At 51.2% G+C, this 19,163-nt stretch carries 18 protein-coding genes and 1 pseudogene; 13 read left to right on the top strand and 6 right to left on the bottom strand.

The window, feature by feature from the left end; genetic code table 11:
* The first annotated feature begins 14 nt into the window (after positions 1-14).
* The gene (nadE, locus tag LQ229_RS06735; protein ID WP_230191244.1) at positions 15-827 is read left to right on the top strand and encodes an ammonia-dependent NAD(+) synthetase; all 813 of its coding nucleotides are present in this window, start codon (positions 15-17) and stop codon (positions 825-827) included.
* Between the two features lie 543 nt (positions 828-1,370).
* On the top strand, positions 1,371-2,357 hold the full coding sequence (locus LQ229_RS06730) for a copper amine oxidase N-terminal domain-containing protein (RefSeq protein ID WP_230191243.1): 987 nt from the start codon (positions 1,371-1,373) through the stop codon (positions 2,355-2,357).
* 162 nt (positions 2,358-2,519) lie between these two features.
* On the opposite strand, the gene LQ229_RS06725 is transcribed toward LQ229_RS06730, so the two are convergent.
* A complete protein-coding gene (locus tag LQ229_RS06725) occupies positions 2,520-2,726 on the bottom strand; it encodes a hypothetical protein (protein ID WP_216539055.1) in 207 nt (68 codons plus the stop codon).
* Positions 2,727-3,612: 886 nt separating this feature from the next.
* Between LQ229_RS06725 and LQ229_RS06720 the strand changes: the two genes are divergently transcribed.
* Positions 3,613-5,124 carry an ATP-binding protein gene (locus tag LQ229_RS06720; protein WP_230191242.1) on the top strand — a complete coding sequence of 504 codons (1,512 nt, stop codon included), beginning with the start codon at positions 3,613-3,615 and terminating at the stop codon, positions 5,122-5,124.
* A 24-nt stretch (positions 5,125-5,148) separates the two neighbouring features.
* Positions 5,149-6,039: an adenine-specific DNA-methyltransferase gene (gene yhdJ / locus LQ229_RS06715; protein WP_216539053.1), complete on the top strand. Its 891-nt coding sequence runs from the start codon at positions 5,149-5,151 to the stop codon at positions 6,037-6,039.
* Between the two features lie 132 nt (positions 6,040-6,171).
* Here yhdJ and bioA read toward each other — a convergent pair whose 3' ends face one another.
* Positions 6,172-7,542, bottom strand: a complete 1,371-nt coding sequence (gene bioA / locus LQ229_RS06710) for an adenosylmethionine--8-amino-7-oxononanoate transaminase (RefSeq protein WP_230191241.1) — start codon at positions 7,540-7,542, stop codon at positions 6,172-6,174.
* 490 nt (positions 7,543-8,032) lie between these two features.
* Here bioA and acpS point away from each other — a divergent pair, with 490 nt between their 5' ends.
* Positions 8,033-8,431 (top strand): holo-ACP synthase, encoded by a 399-nt coding sequence (gene acpS / locus LQ229_RS06705; protein WP_230191240.1) that lies wholly within the window; start codon positions 8,033-8,035, stop codon positions 8,429-8,431.
* Here the strand turns inward: acpS and LQ229_RS06700 are convergent.
* Positions 8,415-8,777 (bottom strand): cytochrome c, encoded by a 363-nt coding sequence (locus tag LQ229_RS06700; RefSeq protein ID WP_230191239.1) that lies wholly within the window; start codon positions 8,775-8,777, stop codon positions 8,415-8,417. The genes acpS and LQ229_RS06700 overlap by 17 nt on opposite strands.
* Positions 8,778-8,952: 175 nt before the next feature.
* On the opposite strand from LQ229_RS06700, the gene mutY reads away from it, so the two are divergent.
* Positions 8,953-10,122: an A/G-specific adenine glycosylase gene (mutY, locus tag LQ229_RS06695; protein ID WP_230191309.1), complete on the top strand. Its 1,170-nt coding sequence runs from the start codon at positions 8,953-8,955 to the stop codon at positions 10,120-10,122.
* A 154-nt stretch (positions 10,123-10,276) separates the two neighbouring features.
* Positions 10,277-10,540 (top strand): annotated as a pseudogene (locus LQ229_RS06690) (family 43 glycosylhydrolase); the annotation flags it as partial.
* 420 nt (positions 10,541-10,960) lie between these two features.
* Here the strand turns inward: LQ229_RS06690 and LQ229_RS06685 are convergent.
* A complete protein-coding gene (locus tag LQ229_RS06685; RefSeq protein ID WP_230191237.1) occupies positions 10,961-11,575 on the bottom strand; it encodes a superoxide dismutase in 615 nt (204 codons plus the stop codon).
* Positions 11,576-12,035: 460 nt separating this feature from the next.
* Here LQ229_RS06685 and LQ229_RS06680 point away from each other — a divergent pair, with 460 nt between their 5' ends.
* The 6 genes from LQ229_RS06680 to folE all read left to right on the top strand — a co-directional run bounded on the left by LQ229_RS06680 (position 12,036) and on the right by folE (position 16,425).
* Entirely contained in the window at positions 12,036-12,458 is a 423-nt protein-coding gene (locus LQ229_RS06680; RefSeq protein WP_230191236.1) for a GNAT family N-acetyltransferase, read from the top strand.
* Positions 12,459-12,545: 87 nt separating this feature from the next.
* Entirely contained in the window at positions 12,546-13,103 is a 558-nt protein-coding gene (locus LQ229_RS06675) for a DUF402 domain-containing protein (RefSeq protein WP_230191235.1), read from the top strand.
* On the top strand, positions 13,100-13,537 hold the full coding sequence (gene rnhA / locus LQ229_RS06670) for a ribonuclease HI (protein WP_216539041.1): 438 nt from the start codon (positions 13,100-13,102) through the stop codon (positions 13,535-13,537). Before LQ229_RS06675 ends, rnhA begins: the two co-directional genes overlap by 4 nt.
* Before the next feature lie 293 nt (positions 13,538-13,830).
* Positions 13,831-15,519: a tRNA epoxyqueuosine(34) reductase QueG gene (gene queG / locus LQ229_RS06665; protein WP_230191308.1), complete on the top strand. Its 1,689-nt coding sequence runs from the start codon at positions 13,831-13,833 to the stop codon at positions 15,517-15,519.
* 81 nt (positions 15,520-15,600) lie between these two features.
* Entirely contained in the window at positions 15,601-15,807 is a 207-nt protein-coding gene (locus LQ229_RS06660) for a YneF family protein (protein WP_216539039.1), read from the top strand.
* Between the two features lie 24 nt (positions 15,808-15,831).
* On the top strand, positions 15,832-16,425 hold the full coding sequence (folE, locus tag LQ229_RS06655; RefSeq protein WP_216539038.1) for a GTP cyclohydrolase I FolE: 594 nt from the start codon (positions 15,832-15,834) through the stop codon (positions 16,423-16,425).
* 54 nt (positions 16,426-16,479) lie between these two features.
* On the opposite strand, the gene LQ229_RS06650 is transcribed toward folE, so the two are convergent.
* On the bottom strand, positions 16,480-17,739 hold the full coding sequence (locus tag LQ229_RS06650; protein WP_230191234.1) for a Fe-Mn family superoxide dismutase: 1,260 nt from the start codon (positions 17,737-17,739) through the stop codon (positions 16,480-16,482).
* A gap of 133 nt (positions 17,740-17,872) precedes the next feature.
* The gene (locus tag LQ229_RS06645) at positions 17,873-18,853 is read right to left on the bottom strand and encodes an alpha/beta fold hydrolase (RefSeq protein WP_230191233.1); all 981 of its coding nucleotides are present in this window, start codon (positions 18,851-18,853) and stop codon (positions 17,873-17,875) included.
* Between the last annotated feature and the right edge of the window lie 310 nt (positions 18,854-19,163).

Below are 19,163 nucleotides of genomic sequence, written 5' to 3'. Positions count from 1 at the left end.
GAAGAGGTGTAATCATGAGCGGTTTACAACAAGAAATTATTGCCCGATTGGGCGTTAAACCGGAGATTCGCCCGGAGGAGGAAGTTCGCCGGCGGGTCGACTTTTTGAAGGATTATGTGCGATCATCGGGCACAACGGGACTTTTGATTGCTATTAGCGGCGGATTGGACAGCGCGGTTGCGGCCGGATTATGCAAGCTGGCGACGGACGAGCTGAGCGCCGAGACCGGCCGCGATTATATGACGCTTGGCGTCTTTCAACCGTATGGAACGCAGTCCGATATTGCCGACAGCTATGCGGTCGCCAAAGCGTTCGACTTGAAACATACGGTGGAAACGAATATCGAAGACGCCGTGAACGAAATCGCGCTGGAGACCGAATATGCGTTCAAATCGATGAACATCCACCGTCACTTAAGCGTTGCCGGCAAAGGGAACGTCAAGGCCCGGGTGCGAATGGTCGTCCAGTACGCGCTTGCCTTCGATTTGAATTTGCTCGTCGTCGGGACGGATCACGCTTCGGAGGCGCTGACCGGTTTCTACACGAAGTGGGGCGACGGAGCCGTCGATATTACGCCGCTCAGTTCGCTCAATAAACGGCAGGTCAAGCAATTGGCCGAGCATTTGGGCGTACCGCGCTCCGTAATCGACAAAGCGCCGACCGCCGGCTTATGGGAAGGGCAAACGGACGAAGGAGAACTTGGCGTTACGTACGAGGACAACAGCGACTACCTGGAAGGCAAAGAAATTAGCCCGGAAGCGCGCGAGAAAATTGAGAAGCATTATTTGAAAACCGAACATAAACGATCCCCAATCCCGGGGATTTGACGGGAAGCGTTGTAATCCCGGCTTCGTTCGACAGCATGGCGGCATCCTACGAGATCGAGGATGGCGCCATTTTGCTTAAGTCGCTTCGGCTGCGGGGGCTATGCTGTATAACATACAACATTTCCTCCCCTTTTCGTGCTTATCATGTGCGCATGTTGTACTTTATACAACATTTTTGGGGTAGATGAGCGGATTTCGCCTATCAACTGCGGATTATGCTGTACAAAATGCAACATAGCAACTTGATCCGCGCTTTCAGCACTTCGTAGGTTGTACTTTATACAACTTATTTAACCAATTATGCGGGAACTACCGAGTAAAGATTCATTTGCAATCCGCCGCTGCCTGACGATCTTTCCGGCATGGAGTTCGTCTTCAAACAGTTCAGGAAACCTTTCAAGAACCAACCGACAGGTACGGACATCAAGATTCGCATGTAATGATGTCGGTTTAACGAATGCCGTGAGAACCGATGCAACTTTTATTAGAAAATAACGTCTACATTGAAGGATTGAATTCCAAAAAAATACAAGGAGTTACAAAATGAAAAATTCAACTAGGCGCAAAATCTCCAGTATATGCGCAGCTGCTTTACTCATGGTGACCGTTTGTTCGCCGGCATCGGCTGCGAAGCCGGATCAAACCTCTTCGATCTCTCTGTATGTGAACGATAAGGAGGTCGAATCGGAACAACGGCCGATGATTGTCGAGCAGAAGGTGCTTGTTCCATTAAGGCTTGTCTCCGAGCGATTCGATCAAACATCCGTCAATTGGGATGCAAGCAAACAAAGGGTTACGATCATCAATCAGAACAGGTCGATCGAATTGACGGTAGGGGATCGTCAAGCCGTTATCGACGGTCACAATACCAAGCTTGATGTGCCTCCTCTTGTCAAAGACGGAACGACTTACGTCCCGATCCGGTTTATTGCGGAATCTCTTCAAGCGGCTGTCACCTGGAAGCCTTCGGCCAAAGCAGTGCTCATTGTAGAACCTTCATTTGCCGATCGGCAAAACGACACGTTTATCGTTCTGATCGACAAAATGATCGAAGAGGGGAAAGAGCCGTATGAAATTCACACAACGATCTATAAAAATTTTACGGCTTTGCAATATATGTTCGATCAACATCCATATCTTATTGAATCGTTCGACCGATACCGAGTATATGACGTCTGGTTTGCCGATGATGATCCGCATCAATTCGCGGTGAGAATGATTAATCGGGCCAAGAGCGGGGACATCCCGGTATACAGCCGGGAATGGATCGGCTTCAGCGAGATGCCCTTATCCGATATTGTTCTATATGTCGAACCGGTAGACGGTAAGATGAAGGTGACCTGGGGAGCGGAAATATCTTCGACTGATTCGGCTGTTCCGTTCGGAGACAGCAAACTGGAGACGGGGCTAAAGCAAGCTACGGACATGGATTGGGGCTACCAAAAACAGACGGGTAAACTCCCGCCGTCCGATCCGGCTTTTACACGTTACTTCCTCGATTACTTTAACGACCTTGTCCCTATGCAATAAATGATTGAAATCTGTCCATTGAAGGGCTCCAACCTTTCGATCGGGCAGATTTTTTTTCAAAAAAAAAGAGACTGTATAAATTAAATAGAATATACAATCTCAATATATTTTGGTAAAATAATGTAATATGTAGTTTGTTTTATTTAGTCTGGTAGATAGATTTTATACCCATCCGTTGTATTTTACATTGCTGTCTTTTGCCGCATTCTTTTCAGCCCAAATTGTTTCAATTGCCGATTTTTCCATACGAGGTAAATCTAAGGAAGCCAGAAATCCTTGGGTATTGTTAGAAGCGTTACCATGCTGCTCGAACTTTTTGAGGTTTCTTACCACTTGATTCAGTTCTGAAGACCATGCCAATGTTTGCATTTTTACACGCCTCGCTTTCCACTTTTTAATAGATTTACAGTTTTATTTTACACTAATTCCAATAAAATGTTAAGGTGATTAATGAATGAAAAAGAATATTTTTACATATTTAATATTAACTATATTAATTGGGAGCGCACTATGGAGCGTATATATTACATTTTCATTCCCGGTCACCGGCATTCATGTGGAATTAGATCGGAATAACCAGTGGATTATTAATAAATTCGATAGTATAAATGTTGCTTTGGAAGCCGATTTGAAGATCGGGGATCGCATCATCGAGATTGACGGAGTCGATGCGAACCGTTATTTTTCTGTTGAAAAATGGGGGTCGGTCGATCAGGCCGAAAAGGTGAAAGTATCGCGTGCGGGAAAAGAACTCGTAATTTTGATTGGAGAGGATCACCTCTCGATGATCTTTAATATCGTTCCATTAGTAATTTCGTTTTTTTCTTTTTGTATGGGGATGTTATTATTTCGTAAGTTGAGAGGTTCGCATACGGCCTGCTATCTGGCGTACACATTTTTTAATATTGGATTTATCTTTATTAGTCTAGGCGCATCGATTCGCGGAGACGCCTTAGGGAAAATAATGATTAGCACCTTTGTCATGCTGTTGCCGGTCGTATTTCTCCAATTTTTAACTATATTTATGAGGGAAAAGGGCTACATTCATCGGTTTGAGAGAATACCCGCCTATTTATATGGCGCTTTGATTTTTCCATTACTGGCGTTGCCCGGTTATTTCAGTACAGGGGCGTTTGCATATTATACCTATATAACCTTTACTGCAATTACGATTTTGTTCACGCTATTTGCATCTATACTTAACTTCGTCTATTTATCAAAAATCTACCTCAAGTACAAAGCACAGCAATCGTACATGTCTGTTGTTATCAAAACGATCTGGGCCGGTTTGTTTATATCGTTCACGCCGATGATTTTATTTATTTTTATTCCGCGTTTGTTGTATGGCGTGGAGTTGATCAATTCGATCTATATTAGCTGGTGCGTGCTGATTATTCCTCTTACGTTCACTTATTTGCTCATTACGAAGAGATTGTTCGATATCGATTTTATTTTGCGCCGTATTTTGATGACGGTAACGATTGCTTTCATTCCTAGCCTGATTATTGTGGCGCTTATCGGAATCTTTTTTGCGGATCAAACAAACATCAGTGATTTGCTGCTTATTTTCATAGGCATTCTTATTTTGATAACTTTTGTTCTTTATTCGTTGGAACGTTTCGGGAAAATGTTGGAGTCCGTCATTTTTCCGCGCAAATATTATTTTAACAAATCGCTCCGAAAAATCTCGCAACACCTGGTGTCTCTCTCCAACGTCCAGGAAATGAAAGGCATAATATTATTGGATTTGATCAACACGTTGGAAGTGTTCGGCGCGGCGATCGTCTTTACGAACGGGGAATGGGTGGAGGAGATTTGCGAAGGAGACATCGATGCGGAGAAAGTGAAAAAAATGGTGATATCGGGTTCGTGCGATCATTCGGATTATACCTGTTTTCCGGTAAACAGGCATGAAGAGTATTCAAGTTATTTGATTTTCACCCGGAAAAAGAACGATACATTGTTCAGCGCCGAGGAGAAGCAATGGCTGCATTTGATTATCTCGTATTTGGCGGTCAGCCTGGAGAACGTATTTCTGATCCGCAAATTAACGATGAAACTGGAACAGTTAGCCGCCCGTTTTCCGAACGAAGAAGTAGCGAATGAATTCGTTTGGTTCCGCAAGCTCATGTTTGAACTGCAAGAGAAGGAACGCTTGCGTATCGCCGCAGACCTGCATAATTCGACGATGCCGGAAATGGCCCGTCTCAAAGGGGAACTGGAAATAATGCAGCAATACGCGGTGTCCGAGGAAGCGGCATGCGATATGCGGAGCGTTATTTTGAAGATAGACGATATCCATAGCCAGTTGTCCCAAAGTTTCTCGCAGTTGCATCCTCAACTGACGGATGGGGCGGGTCTCGTGCAAACATTGCAGCAATATATCGACAAGGAGCGCGCCTCCGCGGCCTTTGAGCTCGCATACAGCGCGGAACAACCGGCGATTATCGACAAATGCTGCTTGGAAACGAAAAAACATATTTTTCGAATGGTTCAAGAAATGATAGGCAATGCCAAAGAGCACTCGCGAGCGTCCAAAGTCGGCATTCAATTGATTGCCATCGACCAATATATCGTGCTTTTGTATGAGGACGACGGTGTCGGGTTCGAGCAGAAACGGATGCTGGAAGAAGAGGCCGGTTCGCCATTCAAGGGAATGAAGCAAATTCGGACTCGGGTGTTGCATTTGAACGGGGATATGAAGCTGGAAACGAGCGCAGGAGCGGGTGTGAAAATTCGCATCACGCTTCCCGGCGCTGCGACATAGCGATAAAGTCGGGGTGAGATGCAGATGCGGCGTTTATTTACGGACACAGATTTCATATACCGGCAACATCAAGCGGGGATCGCCGTTCTCGGGGATTGCTTGCACGTGCTGCGGCACATGAAGCCGGAATCGGTACATTTAATCTTCGCGGACCCGCCGTATAATTTGGGGAAAAATTTCGGCAACGGCAGCGATAATTGGAACGACCGGCACGAATATTTCGATTGGTGCCGATCGTGGATCGAGGAATGCTTCCGGGTTCTTAAGCCGAACGGCACCGTCTACCTGATGAATGCGACGCAAAACATGCCTTATATCGATATTTTTGTAGCGGAGCGCTATCATGTTCTCTCCCGCATCGTCTGGGCGTACGACAGTTCCGGCGTTCAATCGAAGAGGCTGTACGGTTCGCTGTATGAACCGATTATTATGGCGACCAAAACGAAAACCGACGATTATACGTTTAACGGCGAAGACATTATGGTTGAAGCGAAAACGGGGGCGCAGCGCGGGCTCATCGATTACCGGAAAACGCCGCCCCGGCCTTACAATTCGCGGAAAGTGCCGGGGAACGTATGGCATTTCCCGCGCGTCCGGTACAAGATGGAGGAATACGAGAATCATCCGTCGCAGAAGCCCGAAGCGCTGCTCGAACGGATCGTGCTCGCTTCGAGCCATCCCGGGGATGTGGTGCTCGACCCGTTCGCGGGGACGTTCACGACTTGCGCCGTCGCGCTCAAGCACGGCCGCCGGGCGATCGGCATCGAATTGAGCGAAACGTACTTCGGCATCGGGCTGCGGCGCATGGGCATAACCGACACGTACAATGGACGGGCGCTGCAAAAGGACAAGAGCCGCAAAACGAACCATAAATCGAAAAAAGACCATGACGCTGACGCGACCGGCATGGCTTGAATGTGCTGCAAGCTCCTGAGGGTCGGGCGGATTGCGCGGACTGTTCAGCCCTTGTTCGCCGCGCGTACATCCGGTTCGAACGATACAGGCGCCCTGGCCTTGGCTCCCTTGATGGAGCAACTGCAAAAATCGCTAGTTTGCCCGATCGAGCGAGCGCAGTACCTTCACCGTGCGGGCGACGATGTCCCGAATTTGATCCTTCGCGACGCAGAGCGGCAGCCAATAATACAGCGTGTCGCCGAGCGGGCGGAGGATGAGTCCGTGTTCGAGTCCGGCGAGATAAGCCTGATAACCGATGCGCCGCTCCGGCGGGAACGGCGTTCGGGACGCCGCATCGCGGTACAGGTCGAAGGCGGCGATATGGCCGAGCTGGCGCACATTCGCCACATGCGGCTGGACTGCGATGGAGCGAAGCTCCTCCGCCAGCGCGGCGGACGCTTCCCTAGCGCGTTCGAGCACGCGCTCTTCCTCGAACACGCGCAGGCTGGCGAGCGCCACGGACGCGGCAACGGGGTTGCCGGTGAAACTATGTCCGTGGAAGAATGTTTTCTGTGTCGCGTAATCGTCGTAGAACGCCTCGTAGATGCCGTCGCGACACAGCGTCGCCGCCAGCGGCATCACCCCCGCGGTCAATCCTTTGCTCACACAAAGGATGTCCGGGGAGATGCCCGCATGCTCGCAGGCGAACATCGTGCCGGTTCGCCCGAAGCCTGTCGCCACCTCATCCGCGATGAGGTGGACGTCGTACTGCGCGCACAGCTCGCGCAGTCCCGCAAGATAGGCGGCAGGGTACATCACCATGCCGCCAGCCGCTTGAATCATCGGTTCGACGATGATTCCGGCGATTTCTTCCGCGCGCTCCGCCAGCAGCGCGCGCACCGCTTCGAGCGCGTCGGCCGCAAGGGCGGCCTCGCGCTCCGGAGTCCGCTCGCGGCCGAGCGCGCGAGCGTCCGGCGACGGCACGCGATAAGCGCGGAACAGCATCGGCTTGAACAGGGCGTGGTACAACTCCACGCCGCCGACGCTGACCGCACCGATCGTATCGCCGTGATAACTGTTGTCCATGAAGACGAAACGCGTCTTCGTCTTCCGGCCGATCTGCTGCCAATATTGAAACGACATCTTCAGCGCCACTTCCACCGCCGTTGAGCCGTTATCCGAATAGAACACTTTATGTAAGCCTTGCGGCGCAATCTCCACCAGCTTCTCCGCCAGCTCGATGCCCGGACGATGCGTAAGCCCGCTGAACATGACATGATCGGTCTGCTCCAATTGCCGCGCAATCGCTTCTTTAATCCGCGGATGCCCGTGCCCGTGCACATTGCTCCACCAGGAAGAAACGGTATCGTAATACGCTTTGCCGTCCGCATCGTAGAGGAACATGCCCTCCGCCCTTTCGATCAGCACATGATCCTGCGTCTCGTAATCCTTCATTTGCGTGAACGGATGCCATACGTACTGCCGGTCTTTGCGCAGCAGCTCCTCTTTTAATTGTGCGTCCAAATGTCTCACTCTCCTGACCTTGTTCATCTATTGCGAACCCAAAAAGAACCGTTAGGGTAAACCGCCCGTTCTACTGCCTTTCTCTTTCCTTTTGTCAAAATCCCTCTCGTTCAGAAACGGGGGGCTGTCGCTTCACTTCGTATTAGATTAGCTGATTAAGCGAAACATAGCGCACCTGTATCCCTGTCCTGAGCAAGCGGGATTTCCACAGAAGGCGGAAAAAAAGATGCCTGCGTCGTTTTTTTTCATGATTGTAAACCTAAAATTTATTATATAAGGTTAACAATGATGATTTTAAGATAACATATTTCTCAAAACATGACAAACCGGGGAGTATGGCGAATCAGAACAGGAATAGAAGGAATGACCAGGGCATGTGGAGGATGGAAGGCGCAGCCGCAATGTTTTTGCTATAATAATGGCATATTCCTAAGAACGGAAAGGCGAGAGCGCGGAACGGATCTATCACGGAACAAAGGAGAGTATTACTATGATCTACGGTATCGGGCATGATTTGCTGGAAATCGGCAGGATCCAGCGTATATTGAGTCAGCCGGCGGGACAACGGTTTCTGGACAGGGTGCTGACAGAGGCGGAGCGGGCGTTAGCGGCGGAGCGCGGGGCCAGATTGGCGGAATTCGCGGCCGGTCGGTTCGCGGCAAAGGAAGCGGTCGTCAAAGCGTTCGGATGCGGGATCGGCGAAGTCATCGGATTTCGCGATATCGAAATATTGCCGGATTCGCTTGGCAAACCGCAATGCGCCCTGGCGCCGGAGGCGTGGCAACGCCTCAATATTCCGGAGCAAGAGCGCATCGGGTTTACGATTCATATCAGCATTACGCATCAGCCCAACTTGGCGTCGGCCTTTGCGGTTATTGAGAAGCGGTAGCGCCCTTCGTTGCGAGCCAATCCGCCAAGCCGGCGATTTCGTCTTCCTTCAGCATTTTGCCGAAGCCGGGCATTTTCGCGCTGCCGTCTTTAATTTGCTTCTCGATTTCATCTCGCGTCATTTTCGCACCGACAGCCGTCAGGTCGCTGTCGGGACCCATTTTCCCTTTGAGATCGGTTCCGTGGCAGCTGATGCAATTGCTTTTGAACACCGCTACCGTTGCTTCCGGGCCGTCCAAGGCCGCGCCTTGGCTTTCGCCTCCTCCACCGCTTCCGCCGCTGCTGCCGCATGCCGCTACAAGGCTAACGGCGCCGAATAAAGCGGCGATCAACAAAGCTTTTTTCATGCTACTTCACTCCAATCGCATTTTCCTTCAGTATATGGCAAATATTTCAAAGGTACAAGGGAAGTCACATATTCGTCAAGAAGCGCCCATAAGGCCGGAAAATTCATGTATAATGGGGATATTGCGCGATTATGCGATGCATCTTAGCATGGAAAAGAAAGGATTCGTTCACGATATGGACACACTTGAACATAAACGTTATTTCAGTACAAATTTGCTTCTTTGGTACAACAGGCATAAACGGGATTTGCCGTGGCGCCGCAGTAAAAATCCCTACTACATTTGGGTATCTGAAATTATGCTGCAGCAGACAAGAGTCGAGACGGTGAAGCCGTATTTCGAGCGATTCGTCGGCAAGTTTCCGACCGTGGACGCTTTGGCGGACGCGCCGGAAGAGGAAGTGCTGAAGAGTTGGGAAGGACTCGGCTACTATTCGCGCGCCCGCAACTTGCAATCGGCTGCGCGGGAAGTGAAAGAGCAGTATGGGGGACAAGTGCCCGATACGAAACCGGAGATTTCCGCGCTGAAAGGGATCGGCCCCTATACGGCCGGGGCGATACTCAGCATCGCTTACAATAAACCTGAGCCCGCGGTGGACGGCAATGTGATGCGCGTATTGTCGCGCTATTTTCTAATCGAAGAAGATATTATGAAGAACAGCACGCGCGCGCAGATGGAACGGCTCGTCGTAGAATTGATCCCCGAAGGGGAAGCTTCGAACTTTAACCAGGCGTTGATGGAGCTCGGAGCGCTCGTATGTACGCCGAAATCGCCGCAATGCTTGACTTGTCCTGTCATGGAACATTGCGCCGCCCGTTTCGCCGGGCTGGAGGACGCGCTGCCCGTCAAGACGAAGGCAAAGCCGCCGAAGCCGGAAAATCGGCTGGCCGCCTTGATGGAAGGAAGCGGGGCGAATGCGGGCAAAGTGCTCGTCCGTCAGCGTCCGGCCACGGGGCTGCTTGCGCGGATGTGGGAATTGCCGCATATATTGGCGACATCCGAAGGGGGCGCCGATGATGGACAAGACGCGGCGAACCAACTTCAACTGCGCGGCGCATTGGCGCAGGACGGTTGGGACGCCCGGCCGGAAGAATTGTTCATGACGGCGGAGCATACGTTCAGCCATATTCATTGGAATATGAGCGTGTACCGCTGCGCTTTCCTCGGCGAGGCCGTCCCGGAAATCGCCGCCGGCGCGGCTGCGGAAGCGGCCGGAAGTGCGGCCGGAAGCGCGGGCGGTCAAGCGCCATCGCCGCCCCACTATCGCTGGATCGATCGAGCCGACATGGAGCAGCTTGCGTTTCCGAACGTTTTTTTGCGCATATTGAACCGGTATTTCGGCTAACTGAACGGATCGTTTTGAACTCGAACCGCTCGGCGATGTCGCTTAGGGGATGATCCTTATATTGCACGAATTCCTTCGCTTTCTCGATGCGGGATTGAAGCGGAACGGGCATTATTACTTTTTCGGCTCGATGTGAACATGCTGCGACGGCGCCGACAGTACGTACCGCGTGGCGGTCAGCAGAGCGGAATCGTTGAAGGGGCCTTATTTGAACCGCGAGGGCGGAGATCTGCTCTATAACGAGGGAAATGTCATTTTGACCGGATATTTCCCGCCTGAACCGGAGGGCGCACCGTTCGTCGGCCCGGGACACAATGCCGTCATAACGGACGACCGCGGGTCGGATTGGATCGTATATCATGCGATCGACGTCAACGCTCCCAAAGTGGGAAGCGGCGCTGCGCGCAGCCGCTCATGATCGATCCGATCGCATGGGAGGACGGCTGGCCTGCCGTGGCCGATGCCAAGCCGAGCGCCGGGGAAAGGAAAGGGCCGGTATTTCATCGGAAATGAGCTCGATCGCGGCATGTTAACGGTTCGAAAGAGACTGTCGCCGAACTGTCCTTCGCCGTTCACAACTGTAACGGAACTGGAAGATCTTAATGTGGCAAAAAACAATCTTTTTGGATTCTAACGGAACCCAGCGCTCTTATTCGTTGTTTTTGGAGGGGGAATTGAACGAATGACGGAAAATAAGGTCTGTCACATCCGTTAGATTTTAAAAAGTGCCGATTTTGATCAAATAGAGTCTCCTGGTTCCGTTAGCCGTGCCAACGAAAAGGCTGCATCCGGTAGAGTCACTCTACTCGCGATGCAGCCTTGTTTTCGCCGAAACGTCTTATTTTTTTGCCGCTTCGTAACGTTTGCCCACTTCGTCCCAGTTGACTACGTTCCAGAACGCAGCAATGTAGTCAGGGCGTTTGTTTTGATATTTCAAGTAATATGCATGCTCCCAAACGTCAAGCCCGAGAATCGGCGTGTCGCCTTCCATGATCGGATTGTCTTGGTTCGGCAAGGAATATACTTTCAATTTGCCGGAAGGGTCAACGGCAAGCCATGCCCAACCGCTGCCGAAACGGGTTGCAGCCGCTTTGGCGAAATCTTCTTTAAACTTATCGAAGCCGCCAAGCTCGTTGTTGATCGCATCGGCCAATGCGCCTGTCGGAGCGCCGCCGGCGTTCGGGCCGATCGTCGTCCAGAACAAGGAGTGGTTCGCATGGCCGCCGCCGTTGTTGCGAACGGCAGTGCGGATGCTCTCCGGCACGCTGTTCAGATCTGCAATCAGATCTTCAACGCTCTTGCTTTGCAATTCCGGAGCGGACTCCAGCGCCGCGTTCAAGTTGGTTACATAAGTGTTGTGGTGACGATCGTGGTGAATCATCATCGTCGTTTCGTCAATGTGCGGTTCGAGCGCGTTGTTTGCATAAGGTAACGGTGGTAATTGATGTGCCATAATTGAATACCTCCCAAAATATGTAGTCTTCACTATTTTATTAAACCTTATTTTTCATAATAAATCAATATAAATGTTTAAAAAGTCGAACCCTTTTCATCACTCGACTAGGATTGCCGTGTTATCGCCGATTTATACAATGAAAACCGCGCTCGCCGCTTCCCGGACAGGCGTTGCAAATACAATATAGCGATGTCGGAACTTCGCCTTCGTGTCATCCATGTATAAGGAAGAGAATGGCCAAGTCGAAGGGCGATGTTCTTCAAGATACATGTAAGCGCTTAAAATAAAGCGTTTTCAAGAGAAAAAGCGAGGAAATTAATGTTTTTTTAAGATTAAAGGAGGATTTCATCGTTTTTTGTCGTATTTTATAAAGATCGCTGAAAAAAAGCATACGACAGTCAGGACAGTCAGTTCAGTTTTTGAAAATCACATAAGATAAACATAAGGGGAGTAGAACATGCGTATTCGTTCCTTTCAATTATCGGATTACATTCAAGTGACGGAGCTGTTGCAAGAATCGTTGTCGGAGGAGTGCTACGAGCAGACGATGGAGGCATTTGCCAGACAATTATCGCTCGATAGCGATCTCGTGTTGGTGCATGAACGGGATGGCGCTCTCGTTGGCGTTATTATCGGAACGATTGAGAACAGCCAGGGTTGTTATTACCGATTGGCGGTTCATCCGAAGTATCGCGGCCAAGGCAGCGGCAAGGCGTTAATTTCCGCATTGCAGCAAAGATTCTTGCAACGCAAAGTAACGCGCATTTGCATTGCGGGCGACGAACATAACGAACCGGTATTGCCGTTATATGCCGCGATGGGATACGGGGCGGCGCATGTTTTACGATCTTTTCAAAAATTAAGAATCGTGGCTGGATAATATTTCTGCACTTATAGGATTGGCAAGGAGACGAAGCATATCTTTTCATCTATTGCAAACGATGGGGAGATATGTTTTTCTATTGATATGAAAACAAACAACCGATACCAACCGTTAACGATTAAAAGCTTTAAGCATGACGGCCGTTTGCACCGGATGTGGCTGGAAAACTGGCTCGTCCCGGAAGAAGAGCTCGGACCGGACCATACGGAACAGTCGATGACCGTCGCCATCAATTCCCAAACGCCGATCGTCGAAGCGGACGGCAAGCGCTGGTTCAGCAAAGTGCCTGCGGTAACCTTTTTTATTCCGCAAATGTGGTTTAATGTCGTCGTGCTCGTTGAAGATACGGGAATCCGATATTATTGCAATATCGCTTCCCCGCCCTATAAAAGCGATGCCGATCATGTCATTACATATATCGATTACGATCTGGATGTCGTGCTTCATCCGGATGGACAAGTTCAACTGCTGGATTGGAACGAATATGAAAAGAACCGGGCCAATTACCGGTATCCCGAACTTGTGGTGCGGAAATTGATGAATGGGCTCGAACAATTGAAACTGCGAATGGAGGGCGGCTTGGCGCCGTTTCAGGATGAGGCCGTGCTGCGTTATTATTCGGCTTGGAGGGAATCGCAATGAAAGAAATTACGTTATATACGGACGGCGCTTGCTCCGGAAATCCCGGCCCCGGGGGATGGGGCGCTATTCTCATGTACGGCGGTCACCGCAAAGAGCTGTCCGGCGGGGAGCGGGATACGACGAACAATCGGATGGAAATTAAAGCCGTCATCGAAGCGTTGAAGCTGTTGAAGGAGCCGTGCAAGGTCAAAGTTTACAGCGACTCGGCCTATGTCGTGAACTGCTTCAAGCAGGGATGGATCCGGGGCTGGCTGCGCAACGGTTGGAAGAACAGCAAAAACCAGCCTGTCGAAAATCAGGATCTATGGAAGGAGCTATGGGCTTTAATGGGAACCCATGAGGTGGAATATATTAAAGTGAAGGGCCATAGCGACAATGAATTGAACAATCGCTGCGACTTGCTGGCGCGGGAAGCGATCAAGCGGTTGTCGTGAGATCCGGCAGCCGGTTTCCCGGTGCGAGTCGGATTAGGGGATTAGGGCGGTAATAGGTACGATTGTACCTTATTAGCGACCCAATAGGAGTCTAAGTTTGGGGGAAGTTGGGGTGAATTTAAGCTTTTGAGAACGAATATACCTTATTAACGAATGAAAATTCTTAAATATGCTTCGCGAATCGAAAGCATATCTTTCCACCCATTGCAAATGGAGGGGAGATATGCTTTCCTATTATTATGTAAAAAAACGAAGCGCAACAAGGTGGCGCGAACGGAAAAGGGGTGGGTGGAATGACGAAGCCGGAGAAGATGGAAGCGGGAACGGAGAGCGGGTACTGGGGACAATTGAAGGAAGAAATCAAGCGAGCCGCGCCGCAGCTTGGCATCGATCAAATCGGATTCGCCTCGGCCGCCCCGTTTGAGACGTTGAGACAAAGGCTGCTCGCACACCGGGCCAAAGGGCATGAATCCGGATTCGAGGAGAAGGATATCGAGAAAAGAGTGCGTCCCGAACTAAGCTTGAGCGAACCGCAATCGATGATCGCCATCGCGATCGCCTACCCGTCGAAGATGGCGAATCCGCCGAAGTCGGAGCCCGGAGCGTATCGCGGCATATTGGCCCGGTCCGCATGGGGGGAAGATTATCACCATGTATTGCGCAATCGGCTGGCCCGATTGGAGACGTTTATACGCGATCGGGTCGAAGGCGCACGGATGGAGAGCATGGTCGATACCGGGGCGCTGGTCGATCGGGCGGTTGCCGAGCGGGCCGGCATCGGCTGGAGCGGCAAGAACTGTTCGATTATATCGCCGGAATGGGGCTCGTGGATTTATATCGGCGAGATGATCACGAATATTCCTTTTCCGCCGGACGAGCCGGTCACCGACGATTGCGGGGACTGTACCGCATGCATCGACGCCTGTCCGACAGGCGCGCTTGTCGGCCCGGGCCAATTGAACGCGCAGCGATGCATCTCGTTCTTGACGCAAACGAAGCATACGCTGAGCGACGAATTTATGCGCAAAATCGGCAACCGGCTATACGGCTGCGACACTTGCCAGATCGTGTGCCCGAAGAATCGCGGTAAGAACTGGACGCATCAGCCGGAACTGCAGCCTGATCCGGAATTGGCCAAACCGCTTCTTATCCCGCTGCTCTCCATGAGCAACAAGGAATTCAAGGAACGATTCGGCAGCAGCGCCGCCGCGTGGCGGGGGAAGAAGCCGATCCAGCGCAATGCGGTGATCGCCCTGGGCAATTTCAAAGACCGCAGCGCCGTTCCGCATTTGCGGACGGTGATTATGGAAGACCCGCGGCCGGAATTGCGGGCAACCGCCGCATGGGCGCTCGGGAAAATTGGAGGAGATGAGTCGATGCGGGCATTGACGGATAGCTTGGGACAGGAAAAGAACGAAGAAGTGCTCGAGGCGGTGCAAGAAGCACGAGCGAAACTGGGGGCCGCCGGGAAAACGTTATTTTACGGCGAGATGGATTCCCCCATCGGCACGCTTACGTTATGCGCGACCGACAAAGGGTTATGCCATATCGAATTCGGCGCCATGTCCGAACGGAAGCAAGAGCTCGAACGCTGGGCGCAGCGTTGGTGGGGCGAGGCGGAATTTATAATGAATCAGGGGAAATTGAGCGGCGTTATCGAGCAATTGGAACAATATTTTGCGGGAAGCCGGCATTCGTTCGATTTGCCGTTCGAGACGCTCGACTTGCAAGGGACGGAATTTCAACGCAAAGTTTGGCGGGCGTTGACGGAAATTCCGTACGGCGAGGTATGTTCGTATAAAAACATCGCCGAGCTGATCGGCAATCCGAAGGCGGTGCGCGCCGTCGGCGGAGCCAACAACAAAAATCCGATTCCCATTATTATTCCATGCCATCGCGTCATCGGCGCGGGAGGCCAAATGGTCGGATACGGCGGAGGTTTGGATAAGAAAGAAACATTGCTGGCGCTCGAACGGCTGTGATGTTTGTCATAGGCGAACGGACGTGCTATGATAGTTTTTATCGAATGGAACAATTATCAAGTGAACAAAGGGTGACGCATAATGAATTATATTATTCCGATTATCACGCTGGTTGTCGGTTTAGTGCTCGGGTTTATTATTGGCGTATTCTATTTGCGCAGGCAGTTGACCAAAATGCAAAGCGATCCGGACATGCTTGCCAAAATGGCGAAGCAAATGGGTTACAACTTGAACAACAAGCAAATGCAGCGCGCTCAGCAAATGATGAAGAACAAAAAATTCAAATAACGCGAATTGTTAGGAGGGGAGCCAGTGGCAGGAGTTAAAGATTACAAAAACTTGCACGCAGCGGAAAATCATGAACAAATCGAATATCACGTGAGGGAAATTTTGCGGTTGATCGGCGAGAACCCGGATCGTGAAGGTTTGTTGGAAACCCCGGAACGCGTAGCCAGAATGTACGAGGAGATTTACGCAGGATACAGCGTCGATCCGCGCGAAGTGCTCGGCGTCACGTTCGACGAACAGCATGAAGAACTCGTTATCGTCAAGGACATCGTATATTACAGCCAGTGCGAGCATCATACGGCGCCGTTCTTCGGCAAAGTGCATATCGGATATATTCCGAGCGGGAAAATAGCCGGTTTGAGCAAATTGGCGCGATTGGTCGAAGCGGTTACGCGCCGCCTCCAGGTGCAGGAACGGATTACATCGCAAATTGCGGATACGATGGAGGAAGTGCTTCAGCCGCACGGCGTTATGGTTGTGGTGGAAGGAGAGCATTTATGCATGTGCGCCCGCGGCGTGAAGAAACCGGGCAGCAAAACGGTTACGTCCGGAATTCGCGGCCGTTTCCGCGAAGACTCCGCGCTCCGCGCCGAATTTTTATCGTTGATCAAGCAATGAAACAGTTAGGGACGGTGCGGCGCGCCGTCCCTTTTGCCTTAGATTCCTTACTTATCAATACGGAATCCACTTCAGTTTCTTGGCTTTGCTGAACCGGTCGGCAACGTACGGCCAGTAGACGACGTTCCACCAGTCTTGAATATAGGCGGCCCGGTTGTTCTGATGCTTCAAGTAATAAGAGTGCTCCCATACATCGAGCGGAAGCAGCGGGATGACGTCCCATTGCGTCCGGTTCTGATGTTTTTCGGCTTGCAAAATTTCCAAGCGCCAACTGCGCGGGCTCCAGACGAGGATCGCCCATCCTCCGCCCTCGGTCTTATCGGCCGCTTCGGTAAATTGCGCCTTGAACTGTTCGTAGCTGCCGAAATCCTGCTTGATTTGCGCAGCCAAAGGCCCGGATGGCGTGCCGCCGCCTTTCGGGCTCATCACATTCCAGAAGATCGTATGTAAATAATGCCCCGCCCCATGGAAAGCCAGCTCGCCTTCCCAATGTTTAATCAGATCGAAGTTGCCGCTCCTTCTCGCTTCCAGCAGCGCCCGTTCGGCTTTGTTCAGTCCGTCGACATAGCTTTTGTGATGCTTGTCGTGGTGGATGCGCATCGTCGCTTCATCGATATACGGCTCCAAGGCGTTATACGGATACGGCAAAGGCGGCAATTGATGTCCGCCGATCGGTACCGGCTTGCCGTTCATATCCAAGGCGTCCGTCCAGCTGAGCAAATCGCCGCGTTCCACCTCATTGACCGGCGCCCCGTCCCCCGTTGCCTCATTTCCGCCCGGTTCGTCTTGGGATGAAGAAGGGTTGTTGTCGGCTCTGCTCTCCTCCGGCGCCCGTTCGTTCCAAGGCATGCCGTCTTCCTGCCGCTCGCCGCGCAGATCGCCTTCCCTGGCGTCGAGATGAGTGAGCGTCTGCAGCACGTTCAAGAAGTATTCCGATTCCCGGATAATATGTTCCAATACCGTCGGAGCGAGAGGGACTTGTTTGACCGCCTGGCTGGTGCGCTCGATATGTCGCAGGTGGGCGATAAATCGATTCGATTGCTCGCAGGAAACGCGCAGCAGATCGTTGATTTGCGCTTTAAACTGCGGGCCGATCTGTGCGGGCGCCTGTAGGGCGGCGTCAAGATAGGCTTGCGCAGCTTGTTCGGTTTTGTCGAACACGTTTTCCCACTCGCGCATCAGGTTCACAAACGGTTGTTCCAGATTAGGGATAATGGCGGTAATGACGGATGTATGCTCTTTTTCCTGCGTCTTCCAAAACCGGATCTCTTCCAGCAAGCGCACGGGCATCAATGCGCCATATACTTGCAGCATAGGCACGAACCTCCTCTACGTAACGTTTCTACTTACTACTATATTCAAGGAGGTCCATGTCCTATGTCCTAATCCATGTCGTTTCTTATGCGCGCACGCGAATGAGATCGCGGAGCCGCTTATTCGAAGTGCGTTAATGGATGCTGCTCAAGAAGCTGGCCGTTCTGCTCAAATATTGCCGGGCGTTTTGCTGGAAAATCATTTCATGCAGCGCATCCTCGGCAATCCATACGCCGGAGGAAGGATTCGTTTGATTGGCGGCGATTTGCTCGGCGATCGTGTACGGCGCCTTATCGTCTCTCGTGCTGTGAATGAACAAAATCGGCATCGGGTAGTCGGTATGTTTCACTTGCTCGTAAGGAATTTGCTGCAGTCCGGTTCCGCTGAGCAACGGGAAAAACAAGCGCAGCATCGTTATCGAAAGGTCGCGGGGCAAATCGATATATTGCTCAATGTTATGATAGATCGTATCCGGTTCGGGCAAGAACATGCTGTCCAATATCATCGCGTCGATCTCGTCCGTTTGCAGGGCGGCTTGCAGCGCAGTGCCGGCGCCCATGGAGAAGCCCCATACGAGAACTTGCTCGGCTCCTCGCTGCTTCGCGTAATGAACGGCGCCGAGCAATTGCCGGCTTTCCGTCTTGCCGCCGGTGGCCGCCGTTTTATGCGTAGCGGAAGCGAAGCCGTAATCGAACAGGATGACGTTGTAATTCAAGCGATGGGCGAATTGGGCCAGATCGTAGACTTTGACCCACGGTTCCTCGCGGTTCGTGCCGTATCCGTGGCTGAATACAATGGTTCGTTTCGATTGATCCGCAGGAATATACCATCCGTTCAAATCGGTGCTATGATCGATAGCGGGAAAAACGATATTTTCATACTGCAGGCCTTTTTCCTGATAAGGATTCGAGACGATCGCAGCGGTGTGCGGATTGGAGAGCAGCAGAACGATAAATCCGTGCAGCGCCATAAAACAGAAGATGATGAAAAACAACATCGATAGAAGCAGAGCGACAAGCAAATGTTTCAAAGGCTTTCTGCGTTTGGCGACAACAGGCAAATTGCCGAGGAGATTGCCTTGCAGCGGTACGTTTGTCAATGTCGATGTGCTCATAACCGTTTCCCCCGATTCTATGATGATGGTTCGCTAAACTGCGTTCATTTGAAAGCGCTGCAGATGATAGTAGTACTATAGTATGATGCTCCAACGTCCCGGTCAACGGAAATTGTCGAATTGTAAGGTGTTTGTAATCTACTTGTAATATAGAAAAATTGGTGCAATATTTCGCTGCGGCAAGCCGGTTATTTGGTCTTCGCACTTTACGCGGGATTCGAAATTAGGTTATACTGTACGTAACGAGGTTTCATTCTATGAAACTATTTGCATAGAGTGAATTTGGAATTTTACCCGATCTTATAGATGG

It is taken from the genome of Paenibacillus sp. CECT 9249, from assembly GCF_918697855.1.
Taxonomy (GTDB): Bacteria; Bacillota; Bacilli; order Paenibacillales; family Paenibacillaceae; genus MSJ-34.
The sequence above is the reverse complement of the archived record's forward strand: the minus strand, read 5'-3'. Positions and strand labels throughout refer to the sequence as shown.